The organism is Methanomassiliicoccaceae archaeon DOK (assembly GCA_009911715.1).
GTDB lineage: Archaea > Thermoplasmatota > Thermoplasmata > Methanomassiliicoccales > Methanomethylophilaceae > Methanoprimaticola.
In genome coordinates, this window is record CP047880.1 from 476,001 (window position 1) to 501,632 (window position 25,632).

Annotated in this window: 27 protein-coding genes and 2 tRNA genes; 20 read left to right on the forward strand and 9 right to left on the reverse strand. The window is 61.3% G+C overall.

Annotated features, from left to right (window positions below; genetic code table 11):
• The first annotated feature begins 2 nt into the window (after positions 1–2).
• From JS82_02530 to JS82_02540, 3 genes are read left to right on the forward strand one after another with little or no spacing between them, the layout of a single operon-like run.
• A complete protein-coding gene (locus tag JS82_02530; protein QHK17059.1) occupies positions 3–2,927 on the forward strand; it encodes an iron chelate uptake ABC transporter family permease subunit in 2,925 nt (974 codons plus the stop codon).
• Entirely contained in the window at positions 2,920–3,726 is an 807-nt protein-coding gene (locus tag JS82_02535) for an ATP-binding cassette domain-containing protein (GenBank protein ID QHK17060.1), read from the forward strand. Before JS82_02530 ends, JS82_02535 begins: the two co-directional genes overlap by 8 nt.
• 24 nt (positions 3,727–3,750) lie before the next feature.
• Entirely contained in the window at positions 3,751–4,749 is a 999-nt protein-coding gene (locus JS82_02540) for a class I SAM-dependent methyltransferase family protein (protein QHK17061.1), read from the forward strand.
• Between the two features lie 39 nt (positions 4,750–4,788).
• Here the strand turns inward: JS82_02540 and JS82_02545 are convergent, their stop codons facing one another.
• Positions 4,789–5,760, reverse strand: coding sequence for a hypothetical protein (locus JS82_02545; GenBank protein ID QHK17062.1), 972 nt, complete (start codon positions 5,758–5,760; stop codon positions 4,789–4,791).
• A 171-nt stretch (positions 5,761–5,931) separates the two neighbouring features.
• On the opposite strand from JS82_02545, the gene JS82_02550 reads away from it, so the two are divergent.
• Entirely contained in the window at positions 5,932–6,189 is a 258-nt protein-coding gene (locus JS82_02550; protein ID QHK17063.1) for a hypothetical protein, read from the forward strand.
• Here the strand turns inward: JS82_02550 and dcd are convergent.
• Positions 6,179–6,667, reverse strand: coding sequence for a dCTP deaminase (dcd, locus tag JS82_02555; protein ID QHK17064.1), 489 nt, complete (start codon positions 6,665–6,667; stop codon positions 6,179–6,181). The two genes, JS82_02550 and dcd, sit on opposite strands and share 11 nt — an antisense overlap.
• A 51-nt stretch (positions 6,668–6,718) precedes the next feature.
• On the opposite strand from dcd, the gene JS82_02560 reads away from it, so the two are divergent.
• Both JS82_02560 and JS82_02565 read left to right on the forward strand, forming a co-directional pair.
• The gene (locus JS82_02560; protein QHK17065.1) at positions 6,719–7,732 is read left to right on the forward strand and encodes a hypothetical protein; all 1,014 of its coding nucleotides are present in this window, start codon (positions 6,719–6,721) and stop codon (positions 7,730–7,732) included.
• A gap of 37 nt (positions 7,733–7,769) precedes the next feature.
• Positions 7,770–9,350, forward strand: coding sequence for a hypothetical protein (locus JS82_02565; GenBank protein QHK17066.1), 1,581 nt, complete (start codon positions 7,770–7,772; stop codon positions 9,348–9,350).
• Between the two features lie 153 nt (positions 9,351–9,503).
• Here JS82_02565 and JS82_02570 read toward each other — a convergent pair.
• The 4 genes from JS82_02570 to JS82_02585 form a co-directional block, all read right to left on the reverse strand.
• Positions 9,504–9,590, reverse strand: a tRNA-Leu gene (locus JS82_02570).
• Between the two features lie 35 nt (positions 9,591–9,625).
• Positions 9,626–10,681, reverse strand: a complete 1,056-nt coding sequence (locus tag JS82_02575) for a methyltransferase/corrinoid binding protein (GenBank protein QHK17067.1) — start codon at positions 10,679–10,681, stop codon at positions 9,626–9,628.
• Between the two features lie 51 nt (positions 10,682–10,732).
• Positions 10,733–11,722 carry a hypothetical protein gene (locus tag JS82_02580; protein ID QHK17068.1) on the reverse strand — a complete coding sequence of 330 codons (990 nt, stop codon included), beginning with the start codon at positions 11,720–11,722 and terminating at the stop codon, positions 10,733–10,735.
• Position 11,723: 1 nt separating this feature from the next.
• Positions 11,724–12,671 (reverse strand): deoxyhypusine synthase, encoded by a 948-nt coding sequence (locus tag JS82_02585; GenBank protein QHK17069.1) that lies wholly within the window; start codon positions 12,669–12,671, stop codon positions 11,724–11,726.
• Positions 12,672–12,826: 155 nt separating this feature from the next.
• Here JS82_02585 and JS82_02590 point away from each other — a divergent pair, with 155 nt between their 5' ends.
• Positions 12,827–13,381 carry a hypothetical protein gene (locus JS82_02590; GenBank protein ID QHK17070.1) on the forward strand — a complete coding sequence of 185 codons (555 nt, stop codon included), beginning with the start codon at positions 12,827–12,829 and terminating at the stop codon, positions 13,379–13,381.
• A gap of 3 nt (positions 13,382–13,384) precedes the next feature.
• Here JS82_02590 and JS82_02595 read toward each other — a convergent pair whose 3' ends face one another.
• A complete protein-coding gene (locus JS82_02595) occupies positions 13,385–13,933 on the reverse strand; it encodes a thymidylate kinase (GenBank protein ID QHK17071.1) in 549 nt (182 codons plus the stop codon).
• A 52-nt stretch (positions 13,934–13,985) separates the two neighbouring features.
• Between JS82_02595 and JS82_02600 the strand changes: the two genes are divergently transcribed.
• Complete coding sequence (locus JS82_02600) at positions 13,986–14,450, forward strand: hypothetical protein (protein QHK17072.1); 465 nt, start codon at positions 13,986–13,988, stop codon at positions 14,448–14,450.
• A gap of 37 nt (positions 14,451–14,487) precedes the next feature.
• A complete protein-coding gene (locus tag JS82_02605) occupies positions 14,488–14,817 on the forward strand; it encodes a hypothetical protein (protein QHK17073.1) in 330 nt (109 codons plus the stop codon).
• A 64-nt stretch (positions 14,818–14,881) separates the two neighbouring features.
• On the opposite strand, the gene JS82_02610 is transcribed toward JS82_02605, so the two are convergent.
• Entirely contained in the window at positions 14,882–17,050 is a 2,169-nt protein-coding gene (locus JS82_02610) for a sodium-translocating pyrophosphatase (GenBank protein ID QHK17074.1), read from the reverse strand.
• Between the two features lie 268 nt (positions 17,051–17,318).
• On the opposite strand from JS82_02610, the gene JS82_02615 reads away from it, so the two are divergent.
• The 11 genes from JS82_02615 (at position 17,319) to JS82_02665 (ending at position 24,136) form a co-directional block, all read left to right on the forward strand.
• The gene (locus JS82_02615; protein ID QHK17075.1) at positions 17,319–17,894 is read left to right on the forward strand and encodes a DNA-directed RNA polymerase; all 576 of its coding nucleotides are present in this window, start codon (positions 17,319–17,321) and stop codon (positions 17,892–17,894) included.
• A complete protein-coding gene (locus JS82_02620) occupies positions 17,894–18,085 on the forward strand; it encodes a DNA-directed RNA polymerase subunit E (GenBank protein QHK17076.1) in 192 nt (63 codons plus the stop codon). Before JS82_02615 ends, JS82_02620 begins: the two co-directional genes overlap by 1 nt.
• Positions 18,086–18,090: 5 nt before the next feature.
• Positions 18,091–18,594, forward strand: coding sequence for a DUF359 domain-containing protein (locus JS82_02625; GenBank protein QHK17077.1), 504 nt, complete (start codon positions 18,091–18,093; stop codon positions 18,592–18,594).
• Complete coding sequence (locus JS82_02630) at positions 18,591–18,917, forward strand: 30S ribosomal protein S24e (GenBank protein ID QHK17078.1); 327 nt, start codon at positions 18,591–18,593, stop codon at positions 18,915–18,917. Before JS82_02625 ends, JS82_02630 begins: the two co-directional genes overlap by 4 nt.
• Before the next feature lie 5 nt (positions 18,918–18,922).
• Positions 18,923–19,105 carry a 30S ribosomal protein S27ae gene (locus JS82_02635; protein ID QHK17079.1) on the forward strand — a complete coding sequence of 61 codons (183 nt, stop codon included), beginning with the start codon at positions 18,923–18,925 and terminating at the stop codon, positions 19,103–19,105.
• 111 nt (positions 19,106–19,216) lie between these two features.
• Positions 19,217–19,290: transfer RNA gene (locus tag JS82_02640), tRNA-Arg, on the forward strand.
• A gap of 178 nt (positions 19,291–19,468) precedes the next feature.
• A complete protein-coding gene (locus JS82_02645) occupies positions 19,469–20,581 on the forward strand; it encodes an aminotransferase class I/II-fold pyridoxal phosphate-dependent enzyme (GenBank protein ID QHK17080.1) in 1,113 nt (370 codons plus the stop codon).
• Between the two features lie 7 nt (positions 20,582–20,588).
• Positions 20,589–21,611 carry a cobalamin biosynthesis protein CobD gene (gene cobD / locus JS82_02650; protein QHK17081.1) on the forward strand — a complete coding sequence of 341 codons (1,023 nt, stop codon included), beginning with the start codon at positions 20,589–20,591 and terminating at the stop codon, positions 21,609–21,611.
• A gap of 71 nt (positions 21,612–21,682) precedes the next feature.
• Positions 21,683–22,648: a hypothetical protein gene (locus JS82_02655; GenBank protein ID QHK17082.1), complete on the forward strand. Its 966-nt coding sequence runs from the start codon at positions 21,683–21,685 to the stop codon at positions 22,646–22,648.
• On the forward strand, positions 22,600–23,457 hold the full coding sequence (locus tag JS82_02660; protein QHK17083.1) for a hypothetical protein: 858 nt from the start codon (positions 22,600–22,602) through the stop codon (positions 23,455–23,457). The genes JS82_02655 and JS82_02660 overlap by 49 nt, the downstream gene beginning before the upstream one ends.
• Before the next feature lie 4 nt (positions 23,458–23,461).
• Positions 23,462–24,136: an NTP transferase domain-containing protein gene (locus tag JS82_02665; protein QHK17084.1), complete on the forward strand. Its 675-nt coding sequence runs from the start codon at positions 23,462–23,464 to the stop codon at positions 24,134–24,136.
• Between the two features lie 266 nt (positions 24,137–24,402).
• Here the strand turns inward: JS82_02665 and JS82_02670 are convergent, their stop codons facing one another.
• A complete protein-coding gene (locus tag JS82_02670; GenBank protein QHK17085.1) occupies positions 24,403–25,599 on the reverse strand; it encodes an MFS transporter in 1,197 nt (398 codons plus the stop codon).
• Between the last annotated feature and the right edge of the window lie 33 nt (positions 25,600–25,632).

A 25,632-nucleotide genomic window follows, 5' to 3' on the forward strand; every position in this document is an offset into this window, starting at 1 on the left:
CAATGAACGGTAAGGCACTGGCATCGATGGCGGTCGTCGCCATACTTCTCGTCACAGCGGTCTGCATCGTCCCACCGTCGGATGCGACGGGGGACACGGACGTGCTGTTGGACCACGGAAACGGTTCCGTCGAATGGACGCAGTCCTCCGGAGGCACGGTGGAGGACGTGCTCGCCGATGCGATGATCGGGCTCGGGGTCGATTTCGAGATATCATCCGGCACGATCTCCGTGGACGGTGTCTCCTCCAAGACGGTCGGGTCCTCCTCCAACGGAGGGTCTCTCGAGGAGTCCGGAGCGACGGGGGCGACGGTCACCACGGAGTGGCACGTCTTCCTGTGGTACGGCTCCTCATGGGTGGAGACGGACGAGCTGTCCGTTCCGGCCGACGCGTCCGCGGTGGCGCTGGCGTTCTATCCCGACGGGATCGCGCCGGTGGTGACGCCGGACCACCCCTACGCTGTGACGATGTCCAGAGGGGATTCGTCGAACACAGGGAACTTCGATGCCGACTACTCCTCCGGGGAGGAGTACGAGGTGACATGGTCAGAGACCGGGACCGCCCATGCCAACATCCTCTACGCCGGAGGATACGTATTCCAGAAGTACGGCATCGACTCCACAGGCACGGCAAGGGTCGTGTGCATCGACGGGGAGACCGGGGAGCACGTCTGGGAGTTCGAGTTCACCAGCGGCTCCAACTACGAGTCGTCCACCCCGCTCATCGTCGGCGACTGGATATACGTCGCGACCATGACCGGGTACATCTACAGGATTCCGCTCTACGAGGGTCCCGGCGAGAACAACGCCAACGTGACGTCCATAGGCGGCGTCCCGTTCTCGGAGGCGAGCCCCGTGGAGGCCGTGCTGAAGGACTTCGAGGTCGGCAACACCTACGACTCGGGATTCTCGTCCATGGTCTTCGACTCCGGGGTCATCTACGTGACCCATTCCAACGGCATGGTCTACTGCTTCGACACCGACCTGAGCCTCATATGGTCCCAGATGCTGGACGGGAGCACATACCTGGTCGCCCCCACCGTCTACGACGGGTACCTCTTCACCGGCGCGCTCGACGGGCGTCTCTACGTTCTTGACGCGGTCGGGGGAGGGATCGTCGCGGACACCACGGTGGCCCAGTACAGGTACCAGTCCAAGGTCTACGGGGGCGTGGGGCAGGTCGCCGTCCAGCCCACGGGGAACGGGACGTACACGCTGTACATGACGTTCTCCGATGGACTCGGGATGAGCCAGATCAACTGCGGGTTCGCGATATACGAGTTCTCCCCGAGCGGAAACGTGCTCGTGGAGAGGTACAGGAACGAGGACCTCGGCGACATGGGCAGGTACATCCTGCCGGTTGACACCCCCGATTTCAGGGGCGTGTACTTCGTCGCCGCACCCGGCTCGGGAACCAACCTCTACCGCATAGACTCCGCTGGCAACCTTGAGACGATGACGGAGGGACTCGCGGAGATCCACTCCGCACCGGTGCTGGCGGACGACCGCTACATCTACCTGGTCAGCTACTCGTCCTCGGACCCCATCTACCAGATCTCCCTCGACGGGACGATCGTAGGAACCGCCTCCTGTCCGTCCGGCGTGCGCAACTTCAACATGATCCCGCTCGTCGTCCTCGGCGACACGATCTTCGGCGGGACAGACTCCGGTATCTACAGGTTCGACGGCGTGTTCCCTGTCTATGTGGCACCCTCGCTCGAGCAGGGCCAGCCGCTGATCCTCATCATAGCCGAGATCGTCGCGGCGATCCTCGTCGCCCTCGGCCTCGTGTACGCCGTCCTGAGGTTCAAGGGACATGAGAAGCCCTTCAACTACCTCAAGACCTCGTTCCTCCACTACCTCTACGGTGACGACCAGTCCCACAACACGAGGAACAAGCACAGGCTCAAGTTCATCATAGTCATCGGCGCCATCCTGACGTTCGCCGCTTTCACGCTCTGCCTGTGCGTGGGGTCCACCTCGATTGAGAACCCGGTGGAGGCCTACTCCGCGCTGTTCTCGGCGATATCCAAGGGAGGCGTGGGCCTGGACTCTCTGGAGACCACGATATACGTCTCAAGGCTCCCGCGCACGATCGCCGCGCTCGCGGTGGGGATCGGGCTGTCCGTGGCCGGATGCATCTACCAGGCCATCATCAGGAACCCTCTGGTCGACCCGTACATCATGGGCGTGTCCTCGGGTGCCGGGGTGGCGGCCATCGCCGTCATAGCGTTCGATTTCACGTTCTTCGGGATGTTCTCGTCCCATTCGATATTCCTGACAGCCATAACAGCCTGCATCGGAGGCCTCATCGCCTTCGCGTGCACCATGCTCCTGGCGGAGAAGTCGGGAGGCTCGGCGATCAACTACGTCCTGTCCGGAGTGGTCATAGGGCTCGCGTTCTCCGCCGTCCAGACCATCATGCTGACCATGGCCGGCAACAAGCTTAGCAACGCGCTGTCGTGGCTGTACGGCTCGTTCGCGGAGGTCACATGGTCACAGGTCGGAATCATCGTGTTCCTGGCCGTGTTCCTCTCCCTGGTCCCGCTGATATGGGCCAAGGAGCTGAACCTGGTGCTTCTGGGCGAGGACCAGGCCCGCCAGATGGGTCTGAACGTCAGACGTTTCAACAGGTGGATGCTGATCCTCGCCTCGATCCTGACCTCGGTCTGCGTGGCGTTCTGCGGAGTCATCGGCTTCGTGGGACTGGTCATCCCGCACCTGTGCAGGATGCTCCTGGGAAGCGACCACAGGATGGTGCTTCCCGCCTCGATATGCTTCGGAGGCGTGATGCTGATGCTCGCCGACCTTCTGGCGAGGACAGGCTACTACGGCATGGAGCTGCCGGTCGGCGCCATCACCACGGTGATAGGCATACCCGTGTTCGCCTATCTCCTGATCAAGAGGGGGAGGATGTACGATGGATGATGTCCCGCTGCTCGAGCTCCGCGATGTGGAGAAGACCTACGAGGACGGCTACAGGGCCGTCCGCGGGGTGTCCTACAAGCTCGGCCCCGGCCAGCTGGTGGGCCTCATAGGCCCGAACGGATGCGGCAAGACAACGATGATGAAGTGCATCAACAGGATGCACGATCCGACGGCAGGCGACATCCTGATAGACGGGGAGTCGGTCCTCGACAAGACCCCCGGCGAGATCGCCAGGAAGGTGGCCAACGTTCCCGCCGAGCTGAGGGGCAGCTTCGGCCTGACGGTGTTCGAGACCGTCATGCTCGGCAGGTACCCGTATCTCAAGAACGTCTGGTGGGAGCCGAAGGAGGACGAGGACATGGTCCTCGACGCGCTGGAGAAGTTCGGCGTCGCCCATCTGAAGGACCGTGCGGTCGGAGCCCTGTCGTCCGGTGAGAGGCAGAGGGTCCTGATCGCCAAGGCCTACGTGCAGCAGCCGAGGCTCATGCTGGTCGACGAGCCCACGTCCCATCTCGACATGAAGTACAAGCTGGACGTCATGGAGTACCTCAACGCCATGGTGAAGAAGGACATGACCGTGCTCGTGGCCGAACACGACATCTCCCTGATGGCGAGGTACTGCGACACCTGCATCATCATGAGGAAGGGGGAGATTGTAGGCATGGGCGACCCGAAGAAGGTCATAACCCCCGAGCTCATCGAGGACGTCTACGAGGTCAGCGCATCGGTCGGGTTCGACGACGACGGGGAGCTCTTCGTGCTGCCAAAGAGGTACGTCCGCGGCCACGACACACTTTAAGAACGTCAGGCGGATGGGGTCGACATGGTCAGATGCGTGCGCGTGCCGAAGCGCGAAGGGGAGCAAGTGCGCTCAGCGCTGTTCGCGGAGGGTCTGCTGGACCTCGGTGCGAGGATCCGCTCCGAGGGTGACTGCCTGCTGATCCCGGTGCTCTGCGACTCGTACATGGACTACGAGGTCGTGGATGCGGACATGGCTGTGCAGGAGCAGCGCCCCACGGACTACCGCGATGTGGCGGACGTGCCAGAGGATCTGAGGGACCATCTGCCATCGTCGTTCGATGTAGTCGGGGATGTGGCAATGATCAAGCTCCCCGACGAGCTGAGGCCATATGCGTCCCAGATAGGCGAGGCGCTTCTGAAGGTGAACCGCAGCATCCGCATCGTTTTCGAGGACCACGGAGTCAAGGGGGAGTTCAGGATCCGCGACCTGGAGAGGATCGCGGGGGAGGGGACCTCCGAGACCGTCCACAAGGAGTTCGGGGTCAGGCTGTACACGGACCCCGCCAGGGTGTACTTCAATCCACGTCTGAGCAGTGAGAGGGCCCGCATCGCAGGGCTGGTCCGTGACGGGGAGACGGTCATAGACATGTTCGGAGGGGTCGCCCCGTTCGGCACGGTGATGTGCCGTCTGGCGAAACCGGAGGTCGTGTACTCGATCGACCTCAACCCTGATGCGGAGCACTTCGCCAGGATAAACGCGGAAAGGAACCACATCTCCAATCTGCATCCGATGACGGGTGACTCATCGGAGCTCGTCTACGGATTGCCAATGGCCAATCGCATAATCATGAACCTCCCGCAGATCGCGGACAGGTTCCTGCCCATTGCCCTGGACAGGCTGGAGCACGGCGGCGTCATCCACATGTACAAGATCATCGAGAGGGAGGACTTCCCGCCGTTCCTGGAGAGGCTGGTGTCGGATGCCGCGTCGGGAGGGCACTCCATCTCCATAGAGCACTCCGAACTCAAGACTTACTCCCCGACGATGAGCGTCTACTCTCTGGACATCACGAAGGGCTGAAGTTGTTTGTCCGCCGGCCCGTCCAGCCGGCGGAGGCGCTCAGCTGCCTTCCTCCAGAACCTCGAGGCCCCTCAGACCGAAGACCTCCGGACGCATCATCTTGGTCCTCAGCTCGCACTCGCGTCTGAACGTCTTGAAGTTCACAGTGGGCGATCCGTAGCGCTTGACGGCATCCCACATGCACTCCGTCACCACGCAGTGCCAGACCGTCCCGAGGAGTTGTCCGGGGACGGCCTTCCTCGACTCGGATTCGGCGACGATCCTGGAGTACTCCTTGTCTACCAGGTCCTGGGTCACGTACCTGAGCGCCATCTCGTGCTCGGTGCTGGTCCCATCCCTTTTCTCCTCGCGTCTGTTTCCTGTGGATGAGACCTTGAACACGCAGAAGCTCCTGTTTAGGACCTTCGCCCAGTTCGTTCTTCCGAACCGGTTCACGAACCCGTATCTCTTGACAACGATCCCTTCCCCGCATCCGGCTCCTTCCGCCACCATCCAAGTGTTTTCAACATCGGCGAACCGCTCCAGGGTCTTCAGGTCGGGGCGGTCGATGACGGCCAGCGGAGGGATGTACTCGATCCCGTAGGCGTCGAGGATCGGTGCGTACTCCTCGTAGGGGATGTACTGCCTTCCGTCGCATCTGAGCATCTTGCCGTCTCCCCAGGGGTACTCGGCGGACGTGTCCTCGGCGGTCACGTCGAACACGAACCATCTGTTCCAGGTCTCGGGTACGTACGATCTCACCGTATGGGGCACCATCCACTCCCCGTACAGGCGGAGTCCAGGGAAGTCCCTGAGGAACCTCCCGATCCCGGGGTGCCCCTGGACGAATGTCGCGAAGGGCTCGGGAGGTTGGATCTCCTTGTTCCTGCTCATCGTGCGGACCTCTCCGTCCTCGGTGTAGGCGCACATGTTGGAGCCGTCCATCTTGGGGAAGATGTGGCAGACTCCGTCGAGGAGCCCTTCCGTCTCGTCGGCGTCGATGCGTTCAACATGCTGGTATCTGACGAACATTTTCTTTCACTCCTCGGCCTCATCATCGGCCGTGAGGCGTCCTCAGACACATCTCGTATTTGAATGATTATGTTATAACAATCAAACATGATTTGTTAATTGTTGAAAACACATCGACTGGTAACTACAACTTCTCAAAAACAATAAATAGATGGATGCGGAAGTGAACGCATGACCTACATCGTCCGCATAGTGAAGGGCAGGTACGAGTATCTGTACGAGTGCCGCAGCAGAAGGGTTGAGGGGAAGAGGAACCCCGTCTCCGATCGCATATTCATCGGACGTGTGGATCTCGAGACGAGGGAGTTCATCCCCAAGAGCTATGTGGTGAAGGGAATGCTGGATGTGGAGAGGATGGAGGTCACGGGCAGATCGCTGCCGCGTGTGCCCTCCTGTTACCTTCCGATGTCCGGAGAGGTCACTTCTTGAGCGGGTCCAGCGTGATGCCCGTCTGGCCCTGGTAGTTGCCGCTGCGCTGGGCGTAATCCTTGACGGTCTCGGAGTTCAGGGTCTCCATGACCATCTGGCAGAACCTCTCGCCGATCGGAATCTCCACGGGGTCGTCAGTGGCGTTGTACGCTCCGAGCGTGAGGGTCCCTTCGAAGCCGGCGTCAATCTTCCCGAACGCGCCGATGACCCCCTTCCTTATCCAGGTCGTCCTGAGCCACAGCTGGGCGCAGATGTCTCCTGCCATCCTGACCCTCTCGACCGTCGACACGTAGAACATGGTGCGGGGAGGTATGGTCACGACGCCCTCCCTCTTGATCACCGGGTCGCCGCGAACCGATATCTCCGCGATGCGGAGGTCGTAGCCGTTGGGGGTGAGGCCCCTCTCGCTGAAGTCGCTGATGCCGATGTACCCTGTCATCAGGCTCTCCATGATGTCCCTGTCGGATAGGATTCCCATGCGACCCGGAATGGCTACATGATTTATAGAGTATCCTCGAATTCCAGTCTCATGATCGTGCCCCGTTTCATCAGGAAAGGAGACAAGCTCGGAGTCACCGCGCCCTCGTTCGGCGTGAACGACCCTCTGGACGCCAACAGGTTCTCCAGTGCCAAGGAGAAGTTCTCGGCCATGGGGTACGGGATAGTGGAGACCCCCGACGTCTACACCGCAGACGAGGAAGGCAGGTCCGCTCCCGCGAGGCAGAGAGTGGACGAGCTCACGAGCCTTCTGGAGGATCCCGAAGTCTCGTGCATATTCTCGGCCAAGGGCGGGGACTACCAGTTCGAGATGCTGCCCCTGATGGACTGGGACGCTTACGAATCGAACCCCAAGTGGTTCCAGGGCTATTCGGACAACTCCACACTCATGTTCAAGATGACGGCGGAGCACGACGTCGCCACCGTGTACTGCGGCAACTTCGGGGACTTCGGCATGGCGGAGTGGCATCCGAGCCTGACGGAGAACCTGGAGTTCCTGGAGGGCTCCAGAACTTCGCAGGACTCGTTCCCGTTCCACGCGACGGACTTCGTCGACAGGGTCACAGGCCTGGAGTCCTTCCAGGAGGACGAGCCCACCGTCTGGGGCTCGTCCGTGGGCGACTGCCGCTTCTCGGGCAGACTGATCGGAGGGTGCATGGACGTCCTGGCGTGGTTCCATGACAAGCGGACCGCGGACCCGTCCGGATTCGTCGACAGGTACTCGGGGGACGGCATCGTCTGGTACATGGAGACCTTCGATATGACCGAGGACAGGATCCGCTCGATGCTCAGGGGGATGGAGGCGGACGGATGGTTCCGCGGATGCACAGGGTTCGTGTTCGGGAGGCCGCTCTTCTATCACGGCGAGACGACGTACACGGAGCTCGTCAGGGGAGCGCTGGCACATCTGGAGGTTCCGGTCCTGACGGACGCCGATGTCGGCCACAAGGCGCCGAGGATGACCTTCATAAACGGCGCGATGGCGGAGTTCTCGTACTCCGACGGCGGATGCTCGCTCGGGTACGACCTCCGCAGCGATGCCTGACGTCCCAGGCTTTTATCCGGCAAGACGATACTGCTTCATGAACAAGGTTCAGAAGGCGGTCGTCATCGTCATAGCGGTGATACTGTGCGCCGGAGTAACGTACACGGTCTTCGGCAGCGATGACGGCGAGAAGCCCCGCTTCGACGAGATCAACCTTCTCCCGCCGGACGAAGTACAGGAGATGTCCGCTACCGAGGCATGGGACGGGTTGAAGTCCAGGGCGGACACGCTCGTCGGGGAGGCGGCGGACGGAAACCTCTCCGTGAACGCCATGTCGATGTACGTGGAGGACATGAGGCTGTTCCACGAGGATACGCAGACGTCGTACATGCTCTTCTACTGGGAATACAATCGTGACCCGTCCGGCCTCTCCGAGGAGTACAGCATGTGGGAGACCTACTACTCCCAGAGCCTGGAGATCATGAACGATGCGTTCAGGGAGGTCCTCAACGGTCCAGGAGCGGACACTCTGAGGCGTGTCATAGGAGACGGGCTCGCGGACTCGGTGCTCGCGGGAGAGTCCATGACGGACGAGGAGCTGCGGCTCATCGAGGCGGAGGCCGAGGCGCAGGACCGCTACTTCAACGCGGACCCGTCCGATGCGGAGACCATCGCGGGGATCTACGGGGAGCTCATCGACATACGCGGGAGTCTTGCCGACCTCAAGGGCTACGATAGCTATTCGGAGTACGCATACGAGGTGCAGTACGGCCGCGGGTACTCCCCCGAGGACACCGGGGCCTACAAGGAGGTCGTCAAGGAGGCCCTCGTCCCTCTCTTCCAGATCCTGGATGACCGCGTGGGAGTTCCGCTGTACAGCTATTCCGGCGAGGACGAGCTGTTCGCGGATGGAGGGGAGTTCATCAGAGGGGTATGCCCCGAGTTCGCGGAGCTCTACGACACGATGCTCGGGTACGACCTCATCGATTTCGAGGATTTGGACACGAAGATCGACTCGGGGTTCTGCTTCTCCCAGACACTCTCCGACGGGAGGGACTTCGTCTACATATACGACGACCCATACGGCGACTTCTTTGACCTGACCGCTCTGGTGCACGAGTTCGGTCACGCCTCGGCGGCCGCGCTGTCCTGGGAACAGACCAACGACAAAGACGTCGGGGAGGTCCAGTCGACCGGCCTGGAGGCGATCTTCGGAGTGTACTGCGGGATGATGGGAGGTTCGACCGCCATTCCTGAATACATGGCCCTTCAGCTCCTGTACATGGTCATAGAGGGCTGCTTCTGGGACGATTTCCAGCAAATCGCCTACGAGGAAGGTGCCGACACCTCGGAGGAGTTCGATGCCATCGTCGAGCGCCTGAGCCAGGAGTACGGGTACGTACCCGGCAACGGATGGTATGTGATATCGCACAACTTCGACAGTCCGTTCTACTACATCAGCTACAGCGTCTCCGCGTTCATCTCCATGGGGATCTTCGTCGACGCACTGGACGACTACGATGCGGCTGTCGACAAGTACCTGGACGTGGTCGCATCCCCCGATGGGTACCTCGACATGGTCGAGAACCTGGGGATGGCGAGCCCCTTCGACCGCGAAGAGGCCATGACCGTCGCTGAGGATCTCGGAGAGTGGATCGCGATCGCCCTCGCCGCCTGAGAGACCTGATGCCGGTCGCCGACGTGATGACCTCCGCGGCGACCTCCAAACACTTTTCCATCTGGAATCAAAGCGATGCAGCGGACGGTTTTACAAAGAGGACGACGAGTGCGAAACCCAGGAAACGTGTCCCAAGAACTGTATGGAGAAGGATGGTGCAAGGGACGAGATTTGAACTCGCGGACCACTAAGGACTAGCCCCTCAAGCTAGCGTCGTTGGCCAGGCTTGACTACCCTTGCAGTAAAGGAGGGGATGGGAGTCCCCTTAATAAATTTTACGCTTTCCTGGACCAGTAATCCCTGCCCGCACGGCCCATGGCCAGCACGTTCTCGTCGGGACTGCTGATCGGGGTCTCGCATCCGGGGGCGAGGACGAAGCCTCCGTCCTGGCCGGCCGCGTCTATGAGCCTGTAGGACTCCTTCGTGATCTGCTCGGGCGTGCCGCTCATGACCAGCTCCACGGGATCGAGGTTGCCCATGAGGGCGATGTCTCTGCCGGCGAGCTCCTTGGCCCTGTTGATGTCCACGGCATGGTCGAAGCTCAGACAGTCGGCATGCGTCCTTTTCAGGGGTTCGATTATGTTCAGGGTGTTCCCGCAGATGTGGACGAAGGTAGGCACGTCATCGACGGCCTTCACGTCCTCCACGACCTTCCTGATGTGGTCCTCGGAGTACTCGGTGAACATGTCAGGGGAGATGATGTCCGCGGAGGACGTCGGGTCGGCCATCCACATGACGGTGGCTCCGGCGTCGATCATGCGCCTCTGCATCGCGGACACGAGGTCAGTGACCTTCGTGACGAGCTTCTTGACCGTGTCACCCTCGCCGAACATCGTGGCCATGAGCATGTTCTCGACGCCCATGCAGTATCCGGCTGTGGTGATGGGGCCCCATGAGAGGCCGCAGATGTGCAGATCCTCGGGCAGGTTCCTCGACGTCTCCTCGAGGGCCTCCACAAACACCTTGGTGAACCTGGGGCACTCCTCAGCCCTGTAGGGGTCGAAGACCGCGAGTCCGTCTATGTCCTCGGCGTTCTCCACGACATGGCCGGGGACCCTTCCGTAGTCGTCCTCGGGGAACCTCACCTTCATGCCCATGTCCTGGAAAGGGACCTGCGAGTCGAGGATGGGCTTGACGAAATCCGATTCGGTCTTCAGCGCGTAGTCTATGGACACCCTGGCCGAGAGCTGGGGGTTCCATCTGGCCTCGTCGACCTTGTACCCGGCGCTGCGGGCTGCGGTGACGAGCGCGAAGTTGTTGACAGGCGTCCTGTCCGTGGTCTCGAAGTTGAGTGCTGCTTCTACGCAGGATCTGTGACCGGCATCCTTCATTGGAACACTTCCGGGTGGAGGATTGCCGACATCTAATAAAACGTTCAGGGCTCAGATGCGGGAGAGAACGCAGTCGGTGAACTGCTCCGTCGTGAGCGTCCCGCCCACGTCCGGGGTCCTCTCCCCGGCGCCGTATGTGTCGGTCAGGGCGCGGATGATCGACAGCGCCTCGTCCCTGCGCCCCATGTCGAACAGTGCCATGGCGGCCGCTGATATGGCGGAAGTGGGGTTTGCGTAGCCCTTGGGGACGTCCTCGAACGTCTTGTAGAGGCCCGGGACGATGAGGTTGCACCCCTCGCCGACGTAGGCGATGGGGGACAGCCTGTTGCCGCCCGTCATTCCGGCCATTATCCCCGCGGCGACGTTGCTGTACAGGTCCGCGCACACGACGTAGTCGAACTCCTTCGGGTCCCTGACGAACTTGGACGCCCAGTACTGGACGTTCCTGTGGTCCGTGCGGAACGCCGCAGGGTCGAACAGCGAGTCGAACGTCTCGGAGAACATGTTGCTGGAGTCGGGGAAGAGGGTGTCCTGCGTGACGCAGACGACACTCCCCTTCCCGCTGAGCTCCAGGTCGGTCAGTGCGCGGGCCATCATCCTGCTGTAGGACGACGACCTGATGTACTTGCTTATGGTGATCCCGTCTATGTCCCTGCTCTCGACGATGTCGCTGCCGACGGTCATGTTGCTGGCCCACAGCGTGATGTCCAGTCCGGGCACCCCGAGGTCGTCGGAGAGCGTGCGGAAGCATCTGACCACCGCGTAGAGGTCGAGGCCCACCTTGAGGCTCTCGAGGGGGTTGACGGACTTCCCGCCCTCGTCCCTGTAGTCCTTCACGGGTCCGCAGATGACCGTTCCGCACTCCCTGACCAGATCCATCGTGTCGCGCGGCAGGAGCTCCCCGGTGCGCTCGTAGCCAGCGAACCCTATGTCGCCGCGTACGACCTCGACGTCGCTGGTCGCCATCGACAGCGTCCTCTCCGCGGCGTCGATTATCGACGGCCCGTAGCCGTCGCCGGGGATCAGCAGGATCCTGTCCATGTCAGAGCAGCCTCTCGGCGAGTCCGGCGTAGATCAGGGGGAGGCTGATGGTGGCGTCGCCCTCGACGGTCATCTTCTTCGCGTCCTCCTTGACCTTGCCCCAGGAGACGGCCTCTCTGATGCGCGCACCGGAGAGGGATCCGTCGTACTCCTCGGCTGTGGTCAGGTAGATGCAGTAGTCCAGCCCTCCGCGGAACTGGTTCCACCAGATGACGTGGTGCTTGGAGATTCCTCCTCCGATGATGATGGCTCCGGTGAACTCGGCGTCGTTGGTCATCTCGGAGAGCATCTGCTCGTCGCCGAACAGGTCGATCCTGAGCTTCCTGTGCATCTGGTAGTACATCCAGAGCTGGCATCCGAAGGACCCGTCGGTGATTCCGGGGACCACGATGGGGACGTTGTGCTTGTGGCACTGGTACAGGAGGGAGTCCTCGTTGTCGAGCCTGGCGCCGACCTGGTCGATGATCTCGTGGGTGGTCAGGGACTGGGTCTCGGCGAAGATCTCGTCGAACATGGGCAGGAGGTTGTCCTCGAGGACGACCCCGTAGCAGGAGTCGGGGACCAGGACGTTCCCGAGCCTGCTGATCTCGTACTCGTCCCTGAGCATGGCGTCGTCCATCATGAAGTCGCCCTTGTAGTACTGGGCGAAGGTCCTGGACAGGTCGTGGTCGAGGGTTCCGCAGGTCGTGATGATCAGGTCGATCATGTTGTTCTTGACCATGTCGACGATGACTCCGCGGGTTCCCGTGGCCATGATGCAGGCGGGGAAGGAGAGGATCCTGAGGCAGCCCTCCTTCTTGATCATGGCCTCGGCGATGTCGGTGGCGTCGGCCAGCTTCTGGGCGGTGAACCCGCCAGCGCGGCCCATGGCCTTGAGCATCTGGTCAACGGTCATCCCTTTGGTCACTTTGATATCCTCTACGGGAATGAGTTCGAGTTTGTCCGACATTGTTGTCACTGATTCGGGCTAGTGGCCACATATTAAAGTAAGTTTGGGACGGACATATGTACGTTGTGAGAAAAGGGTCCGAAGGCACACGGGTATCACTTCTGAAACCACACCGTATATAAACGAAGCCGACGTTATAGTATCATTGTGATACCATGACTGTCGTGTCCATCGTAGCAAGTCCGAGGAAGAACGGAGCCGGAGACAGGATCGCCGGGCAGATCGAGGCCGGGGCCAGGTCAGCCGGCAGGGACGTCGTGCGCTTCAACCTGAACGACATGAGGTCATACAGGCAGTGCCAGAACTGCGAGGCGTGCAAGAACAACGGCGGCACCTGCGTGATCAAGGACGACATCTCGCCGATCATAGACGCGGTCCGCGACGCGGAGGCCGTCATCCTCTGCACGAACATCAGTTTCAACGAGATGAATGGGCTGTTCAAGCTGTTCCACGACCGCATGTACGTGTTCCTGGACATGAACGCGACGACGATACTCCCCAAGGGGAAGAAGCTGGCCACCGTCGTCACGGCGGGTCTGGACGACATGAGCGCCGATAGGGTGTCCAAGAGCATCGAGAAGGTGATGGCCGAGCATTTCTTCTTCGAACCCGTGGGCAGGATGACGTACCTCACATGGATGATGCCAAGGGAGTCGCCGATGGACGAGGGCGTCCTGAAGGAGGCCTTCGACATCGGGACGAGGCTCTGAGGGTCACAGCCCCAGGGCCTCCCGGGCGCGTCTGTGCACGTCCTCGGGGTCGCCGTTCGCGTCGACGACTGTGAACCTGTCGTCGGACGAGAGCATCCTCGACCTGACCTCTGTCATCGAGTCGATGTTCTCGAACATCTCCTCCTTGTCCCCTCTGTCGCCGACACGGGAGAGCGCACGGGAGGGGTCTATGTCGAGCAGGATCATCAGGTCAGGCTCGGGCAGAAGGGTCTTCAGGCCCCAGTGGACCACCTTCGATACCCGTCCGTCGAGGTAGCAGGACGATAGGGTGTACCTCACGGCGATGACGTCCTCGCCCTTCCGGACCTTCCTGCCCGTCGAGAGCATGTCCAGGAAGAGGAATACCGCCGAGGACGCCTTGGACACGCGGCCGCGGCCCAGGAGGGACATCTTGGCGAGACGGCCCCATCTCCCGTCGCCGGGGTGCTCCCTGACGGTGACGCTCACGCCTCTGGAACTGAGGTCATCAGCGAGGGCCCTGGCTACGGTGCTCTTCCCGCTTCCGTCCAGCCCGTCGATCGCCAGGAACATGGCCTTCCGCGACGTGAATTCATTTTAAAACCATTCTGTCGATTAGAGGTCCATGACCGTCATGGCTAGGGACAGGGATTACGAGACGCTCCTCGAGGACGTCCGGGGCAGGAAGGTCCTGGTCTGGACCTGCAACACATGTGCCAGGCTGTGCAACATCGGCGGCCAGGACGCCGGGCAGAGGCTGGCGGACAGGCTGTCCCGCGACGGGGTGGAGGTCGCCGGATGCGTGTCCAGCTCCGCCCCGTGCTTCATGTCAAAGGCCGACAGGATGGCGGCATCCGTGGAGGGCGACTACGACCTCGTGGTCTCGGTGAACTGCGATATGGGTGCCAGGAACGCCGCGGAGGCCACCGGGAGGGAGGTCCTCAACCCCGTGGTGACATTCGGCACGGGGTACATAGACAGGGACGGCAGGAACCGCCTGGCGACCATCGTCTGCGGCAGGACCGTCTACGACGAGGACGCCGAGGAGGTCGCGAAGCGCAACGGCCTGTGGATGTCCCCCTTCGTCTGAGCGAAACATTATCTCGGCTGTGGTCGGTTCACCGGTCATGGCAATCTGCTTCAAGTACGCCTTCTGCACCGCCAGGGGCGGGATCACGGAGAACGTGTTCGCATCCCCCGGCGACGCGGAGATGTGGGCATCGCGCCTCTCCGAGGACAACCCCGGCACGCTGTACATCTACGACGAGGGCTGCTGGGTACCGGACATGGTGTTCGGGCTTCCCGACGACGACCTCTCTGTAGTTGCACGCGGCATGGCATTCGTGAGCGCCGTCAAGGGCGGGAGCTACGTCGAGGCACTCAGGGACTACATCGGATGCGAGGACCTGCCGGAGTCCGTGAGGGAGACGCTCCTCTCAGAGGTCTCCGACGATTGAAACGATTCAGAACCGAATTCTAAGATGGGATGGGGAGGACCCCATCCCTGTTTTCACATCGCGATCAGGCGATGAAGAGGACGGCGGTCACCAGGCAGATGGTGGACAGCAGCTTGACCAGCACGTGGATCGAAGGTCCGGCGGTGTCCTTGAAGGGGTCTCCGACGGTGTCTCCGACGACGGCAGCGGCGTGAGCGGGGGATCCCTTTCCGCCGTGGTTGCCCTCCTCGATGTACTTCTTGGCGTTGTCCCAGGCTCCTCCTCCGTTGTTGAGGAAGTTGGCCATCAGGATTCCGACGATGGTACCGACCATGATCAGGGCGCCGACGGCCTCGTAGGCCTGGACGTAGTCGGTCAGGCAGTACCTGTAGATCAGTCCGAAGACAATCGGGACGAGGATGGGGAGCAGGGCGGGGACGACCATTGCCTTGAGGGCACCGCGGGTGGCGATGTCGACGCACTTGGCGGTGTCGGGCTTGGAGGTTCCGGCCATGATGCCGGGGTCCTCGCGGAACTGCCTGCGGACCTCCTCGATCATCTCACCAGCAGCCTTGCTGACCGCGCGGATGGCGAGGGAGGCGAAGAAGAACACGAGCACGGCTCCGACGAGTCCGCCGACGAAGATCAGCGGGTCGCCGAGGTCGACGTGCATGACCTCGGTGATGGTCTCTCCCTTGACCTCGGCCACGATCTCGAAGAAGGCGGCGAAGAGCAGGAAGGCTGCCAGGGCGGCGGAGGCCATGGCGTATCCCTTGGTGAGGGCCTTGGTCGTGTTACCGGCGGAGTCCAGCTTGTCGGTCCTGTCGCGGACCTCGGAGGGCTGGTTGCTCATCTCGGCGATTCCGCCTCCGTTGTCGGTGATGGGTCCGAAGGTGTCCATGGCGAGGATGAACGCGGAGGATCCCAGCATGGCGATGGTTCCGATGGCGGTTCCGTAGAGTCCGAAGGTGGCGGCGTCGGCGCCCTCGGGGGCGGCGGCGTAACCGAGCAGGTAGGTGGCGATGATGGCCACTACGATGCAGACGACGGGCAGGACGGTGGACTCCATTCCGATGGAGATTCCCTGGATGACGTTGGTGGCGGGGCCGGTCTCGGAGGACTCGGCGATGGACTTCACGGGCTTGTGGTCGCCGGTGTAGTACTGGGTGATGAACACGATGGCCAGACCGAGGATGATTCCGACGAGTCCGGCTCCGGCGAACATGTACCAGTTGTCGATGCCCTCGGACTGTCCGAGGACCATGTACGTAGCCAAGAACAGGAACACCACGACGAGGACGACCGTCAGGTAGTATCCGACGTTCATGGACTTGATGACATCGGAGTTGTCGTCCTTGAGGCGGACAACGAAGATTCCGATGAGGGAAGCGATGAGCCCGAACGCGATGAGCACGAGGGGCAGGTAGATCCAGTTGTAGGATGCGGCGTCGCCCAGGGCGTGGACGACGGCGAGTCCGATGACCATCGATCCGATGATCTCGGCGGCGGTCGACTCGAAGATGTCTGCACCACGTCCGGCGCAGTCTCCGACGTTGTCACCGACCAGGTCGGCGATGACTGCAGGGTTCCTGGGGTCGTCCTCGGGGATTCCGGCCTCGACCTTTCCGACGAGATCGGCTCCCACATCAGCGGCCTTGGTGTAGATTCCACCGCCGAGCTGGGCGAACAGTGCGGCGAAGGAGGCTCCGAAGGCGTATCCGACGACGGAGTGGAGGGTCATGGTCATGTCCTCTCCGCACCAGTAGTAGTAGGCGAGGAAGACGACGAACAGACCGACCAGGCTGAGGGTGGAGACGACGATACCGGAGATAGCACCGCCGCGGAAGGATACCTTGAAAGCGTCGTTGAGCGACGTGCGGGCCGCGCTGGCGGTCCTGATGTTGGAGTTGACGGACACCTTCATTCCGATGAATCCGGACAGGATCGAGAAGCCCGCTCCGATGAGGAACGCGATGGCGACCCTGTAGTTGAGGTAGTCCTCGAAGCTCTCGGCGGCGAATCCGACGAGTGCTATGACTATCGCGACGATAACGCTGATGATTCCGATCGTCTTGTACTGGCGTTTAAGATACGCCATTGCACCGGTCTCGATCGCATCGGAGATCTCCTGCATCTCAGGGGTCCCTTTGTCTTTCGACCATACGTACTTGAAGAAGTACGCGGCGAAGATCACTGCGATGACCGCGGCGACGGGAATCATGAACAATAGAGTCTCAGTTCCGAAATCTATCATTTTATCGATTCCTTTAGCGTTTAAGCGGGACGTGTATGGGTTCTTCTAAATAAATGCGATTGTCGATGCTCGAAGGATGTGAAAGGTTCGTCCGGGCGGGCCCCAACATGCAGGTCTGGCACTGTCGGAGGGGCCCCGACGGCGCTTCCGGGGAGGCACCTCCCATCTGGTGCCGGGACGTCTTCCTTTATTATTATATAAGAAGAACCCAGCAAGTCACGTTTAAATACGAGATGGCTATAGTCGGGTACATTCGAGAGGACCCACCATGTATATGCTAACCGAGGTCGAGAAGGTCGTGCGCATTCCGCCGAAGGACCTGAAGGATGACATAGACAGCGTCATCGACAGCCTCACCTGGGAGACCTACGAGGGCCGCCTTGGAGAGGACAAGAACTTCACCGTGCTGATCAAGAACGTCAGGACCGTAGGTCCCGGCCGCATCGTCCACGGGGACGGGGCGGTCTACCAGACCGTGAAGTTCGACCAGGTCGTGTTCAAGCCCAGGGACAACGAGATCATCATCGGCAAGGTCGTTGAGATCCTCAAGTTCGGTGCGTTCGTCAGGTTCGGTCCGCTCGACGGCCTCCTGCACATCAGCCAGGTCATGGACGACCGCGTGGACATCGACGAGACCAACCAGAGGCTCGTCGGCAAGGACACCGGAAGGTACCTCGCCGTCGGCGACATCGTCAAGGCCAGGGTCGTGAGCATCGACCTCAACGAGAAGAACCCTCAGGAGAGCAAGATCGGACTCACCATGCGTCAGCCCGGTCTCGGGAAGCTCCAGTGGCTCGAGGAGGACCACAACAAGAAGTCCGAGAAGAACGGAGGCGATGAGTGATGGTCGGACCCGTGCTCAAGGCCTGCAAGCAGTGCAGCTTCATCTCGGAGGACGACACCTGCCCCCGCTGCGGCGGACAGACATCGAAAGAGTGGCAGGGCTACCTCGCGGTCATCGACTTCGAGAAGTCGGAGATCGCCAAGAAGATGGGCATATCCGCCAACGGCAGGTACGCCCTCAAGGTCCGCTGAGTCCCATGTTCGAGAGGGACCTGGTCCTCCCCGAATCCCAGAGGGGAGCGTTCAAGGAGCCCATCGGAAGGGAGATGGACGAAGGCGAACTTGACAACATCAACGCTCAAACATGTTTCATAACGGTCGGGGACGTGGTATCTCTGACCTTCAGAAGGCACGGCGTGAGGCCGCTGCTGTCGGTGTACGACGGCAGCACGGAGCGCAGGGAGATGACCGACTTCGCGAAGCTCGTGGAGGGCGAGGAGAAGGAGGTCGTCTCGAACCCCGCGGGGAGGATCACAGCCGCAATGGCTGATGCGATCCGCAGGGGCATCGGAGGGGAGGTCGGCCTGATACGCGTCGACGGCGAGGAGGACCTGGCACTGCTGCCATGTCTGTTCTACGCCGAGGACGACGCGGTCGTGGTCTACGGCATGCCCGGAAGATGCATGATGGCAGTCACCACGGACGGAGCCATCCGCAAGAGGGTCACGGAACTCGTGGCCAGAATGGAGGAACTGGAATGAAGATGGAAATAACCCAGCAGAAAGACAACCCTCTGCAGAAGAGGGTCGAGGTGTACTTCACCATCGACCACAACGGAGAGTCCACCCCCGGCAGGAACGCCGTCGCCGAGGAGGTCGCGAAACAGACCAAATCCAAGAGGGACTGTGTCGTCGTCGACAACATCGAGTCCGTCTACGGAAGGGGCATGTCCAAGGGATACGCCAAGGTCTACGAGAGCAAGGAGGCCGCCCTCGAGTTCGACAGGGAGTACCTGCTGAAGAGGAACGGAATCGAGGCAACCAAGCCCGAGGCACCCGCCGAAGAGGAAGCACCCCAGGAGTGATTTGAATGGCAAAAGCAGCCGCACCCAAGAAAGTCGTCGCCAAGAAGGACGCATACAAGGTCGAGGGCGACAAGCTCGTCAGGACCAAGCCCGTCTGCCCCAAGTGCGGACCCGGTGTCTTCATGGCAACCCACAAGGACCGTGTCTCCTGCGGAAACTGCGGATACACCGAGTTCAAACAGAACTGAGAAGAGAGATCATCTTCAATCCGCCTCCACCCTCTCAACAGGAGGCTCAGGATCGCCGGGGCGAAACCCGCCCCGGCACAACTATTCTTCTCAAACCCCAAAATTCTCTCTGGGCCCGTAGTATAGCTTGGATAGCATGGGGGCCTCCGGAGCCTCAGACTCGGGTTCGAATCCCGACGGGCCCGCCTGACCGAGAACATCCGCACGGATCCCCGTCCGGGCGTCAATGTAATCTCCCTGATTCCAATCGGCCAATATCTGTGCCTACGACGCCATCGGTTATAAAGAGCCAGACCTGCGGAAAGATGATGGATGGAACCATCAGCCGATAGCATAAATACGGTGATTCCGATGCGTCCGGCAATGACGAAGGGGCGCATATCACCTAGAAGCGAACTGGCTAACCTCCCCCGCACCGTTCACGGCGGGAAGGGATGGATGCTCGACAACGTCGAGGACTACAGCCACAACCTGAATCCCTTCGGACCCCCAGAGGACCTGGCGGAGATTGTCGCCTCGGCCATACCGCAGGTCGGCCACTACCCGGACGACTCCTGCGCGGAGCTCAGGGAGGTCATCGCAAAGACGTTCAACGTCGCAACGGATTGCATCTCCGTCGGCGCCGGATCGTCAGATATAATTAGGAACGTCCCCAACACGTTCTACGAGAGGGGCGACAGGGTCGTCATCCCGAGTCCTTCGTTCGCCGAGTACACCCAGCAGTGCAGGATTGTCGGCGCCGAGGTCCATCCGTTCGAGCTTCAGCCCGAGGAGGACTTCAGGATCGACGCCGACCGTCTGCTGGAGGCCGCCGAGGGCGCCAGGGCGGTGTACATATGCAACCCCAATAACCCCACCGGCAGGGTGGAGCCCCGTGACAAGCTCGTCCGCATCGCCCGCGAGCTCGAGGAGCAGGGCACGCTCCTTTTCCTGGACGAGACGCTCCTGGAGCTGGTCCCCGGCTACACGGACATAACGCTGTCCGGGATGGTGAGCCGCTTCTCCAACCTCATTGTCGCATCCTCACTCACGAAATCGTTCGCGATCCCCGGCATAAGGATAGGGTTCGGGTTCTCCAACCCCGATATCATCGCCGAGATGGACAAGGTCCGCATGACATGGAACGTGGGCGAGATAGAGCAGACCGTGGCGACGGTCCTGCTGAGGGACAAGATGGACTACGTGGATCATGCGGCGGCCGTCATGGCCGAGGAGTCGGAGCTCATGAACTCCTCGCTCGGGGAGATCGGTTTCCCCGTGGGAGCCGTTTCTGACTCGTTCTTCTACTTCAACTCCCTCGAGTCGCTGGGGATGACCGGCGCCGAGTTCAACAAGAGGATGATCACGCACGGGATCTCCGTCCGCGACTGCGCATCCTTCGGCGACCGCTTCACGAATTACATACGCTACAGCGTGAAGGACAGGGAGCGCAACTGCAGGTTCATCGCTGCCGTAGACGCAGTCATCAACGGGTGATGGTCCAATGGTTCCGTGGCTGGACGCGATACTGGTCGTCGTTCTGGCCCTGGCCATAGACAGGTACATCGGGGAGGTCCCGAACTCTGTCCACCCGCTCAGGTGGATGGGCAACATCCTCGCCGCGATCGACAGGCATGTCGGCTGCAGGGGGTCCAGGAAGGCCGTCCTGATTGGGTTCCTTTCCTACCTCCTCGTGTTCATACTGTTCGCCGGCATCGGCCTCCTGTTCACGTCCCTCGTGCGCTACGGGCTGTCCGAGACGGTGTCCCCGCTCGCGGGCGAGATAGCCTGGATCGTCCTGACGGCTGTCCTGTTCAAGGTGTCCTTCGCGATATTCTCGTTCAGGAAGCACTGCGATCCCATCTGCGCAGACTTGGACGCCGGCAGGACCGAGGACGCGGCCGCCAAGGTGCAGATGATCGTCAGCCGCAACACGAAGGGCATGGACGCCGAGCACATCGCGTCGTCATGCTGCGAGACGGTGACCGAGAACCTGGTCGACAGCGTCTATTCGCCCGTCCTGTACTTCGGGATCCTGGGCCTGCCCGGAGCGGTCATGTTCAGGTGCGCCAACCTCATGGATGCCATGTGGGGGTACCTCAACGACAAGTACGCCCTCCTGGGACGCTTCCCAGCGAGGTTCGACGACGTCCTTGGCTTCGTGACGTCGAGGGTGTCGCCCTACTTCATAGCGCTGGCCGGGATGATCCTCGGGATGGACTGGAGGGCCTCGGTGCCCGCCGCCAAGGCCGAGCACACCATGACCCCCAGCCCCAACAGCGGATGGTCGATGACCGCCGCTGCCGCGGTTCTGGGCATAAGCATGGAGAAGCGCGGGGTCTACGTCATGAACGGAGGGCATCCCATGCCGACGACCGACGATGTGAGGAGGTGCTGCCGTCTGATCGAGCTGTCGGCGATGATCTACCTCCTTCTCGTGGGCATCATCCTGTACGGGCTCATCGGCATCCAGGTGCAGCTGTTCGTCGAGGATGCCGTCTTCGGATTCTGGGGGTCGGTGTTCTGAGCGGAATCGCTTCGGTCGAGGTCCGCGAGGTCGACGGAACCGCGGTCGGCTTCGTCCGCTTCTCCGGACCAATGGAGGTCACGAGCAGCGCGGTCCTGAACGGCGGCAGCCGCATGGCCGAGGCGTTCTTCATCATGCAGGTCCCGAAGGACTACGACGGCGACCCGGTGCCCGACGCCGATCGTGTGAGGCGTTCCCTGGGCCTGCCGGAGGACACCGTCGGGATGATGACCGCTGCCGAGGTCCGTCATGTGTTCAACGTCACGGAGGCGGAGTACAACGGCATCCGCGTCTCCGCCGTCGCCACGGCCGGTCTGAGCAACCATGTCGTCGCAGGGGACGTCCTGGACAACTATCCCGAGCGCAGGGTGGTTTCGGACCGCAGGGCGAGCCGCCTGGCCGGCACGATCAACATCGCGATAGTGTCTCCCGTTCCCCTCACCGAGGAGGGGAAGGTCAACATGTTCATCCCTCTGGTCGAGGCGAAATCCGCCGCGATGGCGGACAGGGGGTACAGGGAGACCGGGACGACATCGGACTCGATGGCCGTGTTCTCCCCTGTAGGGGAGGACAGGGTGGCATACACCGGCACCGGGTCGGACATAGGCATCGCGGCTGCCAGGGCAGTCAGGTCCGCTGTGTCCGCCGCCATGGAGGCACGCGACGAGCACCCGGTGATGGAGGAGCCGTTAAGGGTCCTCCGCAACGCAGGATACGACCTGTCCCGCATATCGGGGCTCGTCGGGATCCCGGAGGGTGTCGTGGAGTCCAACCTCCGTGCAAACCTTTCAGTTCCAGAGGTCCGCGCTCTGCTGGACCTCGTCATGTTCGCCGCCGACCGCGCCGACTCGATGGCGGCCGACGGATCCCCATGGGAGAGGGACCTCCTCATGGGACTCATCGAGAGAATCACGGGCTCGAGGCCCGATGGCGCCGGAGGCGCCGTGGAGGCCGTCGTGACGGCCCTTTCGCAACACAGGTGTGAGCGATGGAATCAGAGGAAACGAGCAGGACCGCGGGGAAGGGCAGCGCTCTGAAGGCGCTGGTGTCATTCTTCACCCTGTGGCACATGGACATCGACCAGGACGACATGGACGACATGGAGCGCAAGTTCCATCTCGTCCCCTTCGTCGCCCTGTTCTTCTCCGTGTTCATCATAATAGAGATGGTGGTTATGCAGTGGCTGTCGAAGAACTACGGCTTCGGGTCGGACCTCTTCGCGGCGGTGGTCGTCCTTGCGACCGTCTTCATCGGTAGCAAGTTCATCCACTTTGACGGGCTCACCGACTTCGGCGACGGCATGATCGTGTCGGGCGCCCAGGAGGACCACGTCCGTGCCCTGAAGGACACGCTCGTGGGAGCAGGGGGGATAGGGGTCGCGCTGATCGTCATCCTGTTCTCCGTCTCCACGTACTCCATGGCCGGGATCGCGTTCCTGCTGGTCTTCGCTCCGATATGCGAGGTCATGGTCAAGAACGCCATGGTGTTCGCCGCGGCGTTCGGCACCCCCGGACACGGCATGGCCGGGAGGCAGGTCTCCATGACCACAACCAACTCCGCCGTCTACTCCGCGGTGATCTCCATCATCCTCGGTGCCGTCCTGGCTGTTATCACCTGCGCCATCTTCGACCAGATGTTCCCGACGAGGTCCGGGATCGACGTCGTGGCGGTGCTGTTCGGTGTGGTCATCGCGACCGCGGTCTCCGCCGTGGTGGGCTACCTCATGGCCAGGAACGCCAACAAGGTGTTCGGCATGGTCAACGGGGACATCCTGGGAGCGACGAACGAGGTGTCCAGGCCGGTGGTCATGGTGTCCATGGTCCTGCCCTTCATCTGCTGGTTGTGATCCCATGCAGGCATTGGTCAACGCAGGAGGCAAGGGGTCGCGCATGGGCAAGTGCGGGATAGAGAAGCCGATGCAGATGGTCGGCGACAAGCACACGGTCCAGAGGGTCGTGGAGGCCCTCTCGGCGTCGTCCCACATCGACCGTCTGCTGGTCTCCGTCAGCGACAACACGCCGGAGACGGAGAGGTTCCTTAGCAGCATCGGGGTCGAGACCATCCGCACCTCCGGGGAGAGCTTCATGGACGACCTCCACGACGCGTTCAAGGTCATGGAAGGGGACTACGTCCTGACATGCCCTTCGGACCTCCCCCTGCTGACGACCGAGGTCGTGGATACGTTCCTGGAGTACTTCGTGCCGGGGACGATGGACTCGGCCATCGCGGTCGTGGACGAGGAGACCGTCCTCAGGACGGGGATAACGCCCTCGTACACCAGGGAGGACGGGGGAAGGAACTGGGTCCTGTCGGGGCTGTGCATAATGAACCGCCCGATGACCCTCGCGGGCGAGTACCTGGAGGAGTACCTGTTCCAGACCGACTGGGTCGAGCTGTCCGTCAACGTGAACACGCCTCGGGAGCTGGAGCTTGCCAGGAGCTATTTCCAAGATAGTAGCTCTGTGATCAGTCATGGACTCCGGGACGATGCAGATGGACGGTGTAATTCCATGATTATGAAATAATCTGTCCAATCTCATTACATGTTTGGATCAACATTCTGTTTGTAGGATTATTTCTATATACGATATGAGAATTGTTATTTAACATTCGATAGTTTTCAAAATGAATTTTGGTGAACAAATTATCGAAAATATTTTTCGATATTATCTTTATCAAAAAATTCTGTATCAAATTATTACTACCAGATGCCATCACATCGTCAGATGGGAGAACGGGGAAGGGGCCTCCGCGGTACCGGAGCCGCCCCCGAATGGGTTTCAATCGGTCGTCACGCCTCCGTGGCGGGTTCGGGCTGACCGAGGAATCTTCCCGCCACCAGGACCGCTATGCCGAACAGCAGGACGACGACGGCGGACAGTTGGAACGACGACGTGTACCCGATGGCCACTATCACGGGGCCCATGATGACGGTGGAGAGCGACGTGCCCAGGTTCATCAGGCACGAGTAGATCCCCATGGTCTTCCCCTGGGCGGCGGGAGGCGACATCATGGACAGGTTGTTGGTGATCGTCGGCATCCCGAGTCCCAGGCCCACGCCCATGATCCCGACGCCGACCGTGAGCACGGCGAGGCTGTCGGACGCGAACATGGTTATGGCGACGGCCTGAAGCAGGAAGGCTGCCAGCAGCATGTACTGGTACTTCGGAATGCGGCGGACCCTGGAGTACGCCAGGGATGTGAACACCTGTGTCAGCCCCATCAGAGCCAGGATGAACCCGCACACGGTCATGCTCACATCCATGGATGTCAGGATGTCGGACACGTTGGCCGTGACTATGAACATCAGGAACATGAGCATGAAGATGGAGGCGTAGAGCACCGCCATGTGGGCCTTGGATCCCTCGGCGAACCGCTGTGCTGGCGCTGCGCCGTTGCCGGTGGGCAGGATGACGTCCCTCACCGCGATCAGGCCGGCGACAAGTATGGGCACCGCGATTATGTACACCAGGAACGGGACGTTCCAGGACACGTCGGCCATCAGGCCCCCGATGATCTCCAGAACGACGCCCCCGAACCCCATGAAGGCGGACTGGACGGCCATGACCCTGCGCCTCTCGTCCCCGTCGTAGTAGATCCCCATGAGGCCGGTCGCAGCGGTCGATATCCCGGCTATGCCGACCCCGAGGAACACCCTCGTGGCGAGCAGCGTGTAGATGTCGGAGCAGAAGTACCCGGACACCCCGGCGACGATGAAGAGGACGAGGGAGGCGATGAGGACCTTCGCCAGACCGACCCTGTCAGCCAGGTACCCCATGGGGAACCCGAAGACGGCCACCACCAGGGACGGCAGCGATATGACCATGGACGCCAGGAACTTGCTCGTCCCCAGCTCCACCTCAATCCCGTGCAGGGCCGGGGAAACCGCAGCCGACCCCATGAGCACCATCATCGACGCCATCAGGAGCGCGAGCTTCGTGAGCCCCGATGGTTTGAACTGTTTTCCATCGGCGATTGTGAACTGCATGATGTCATGTGTTCTTGCAGGAGACACCTTAAG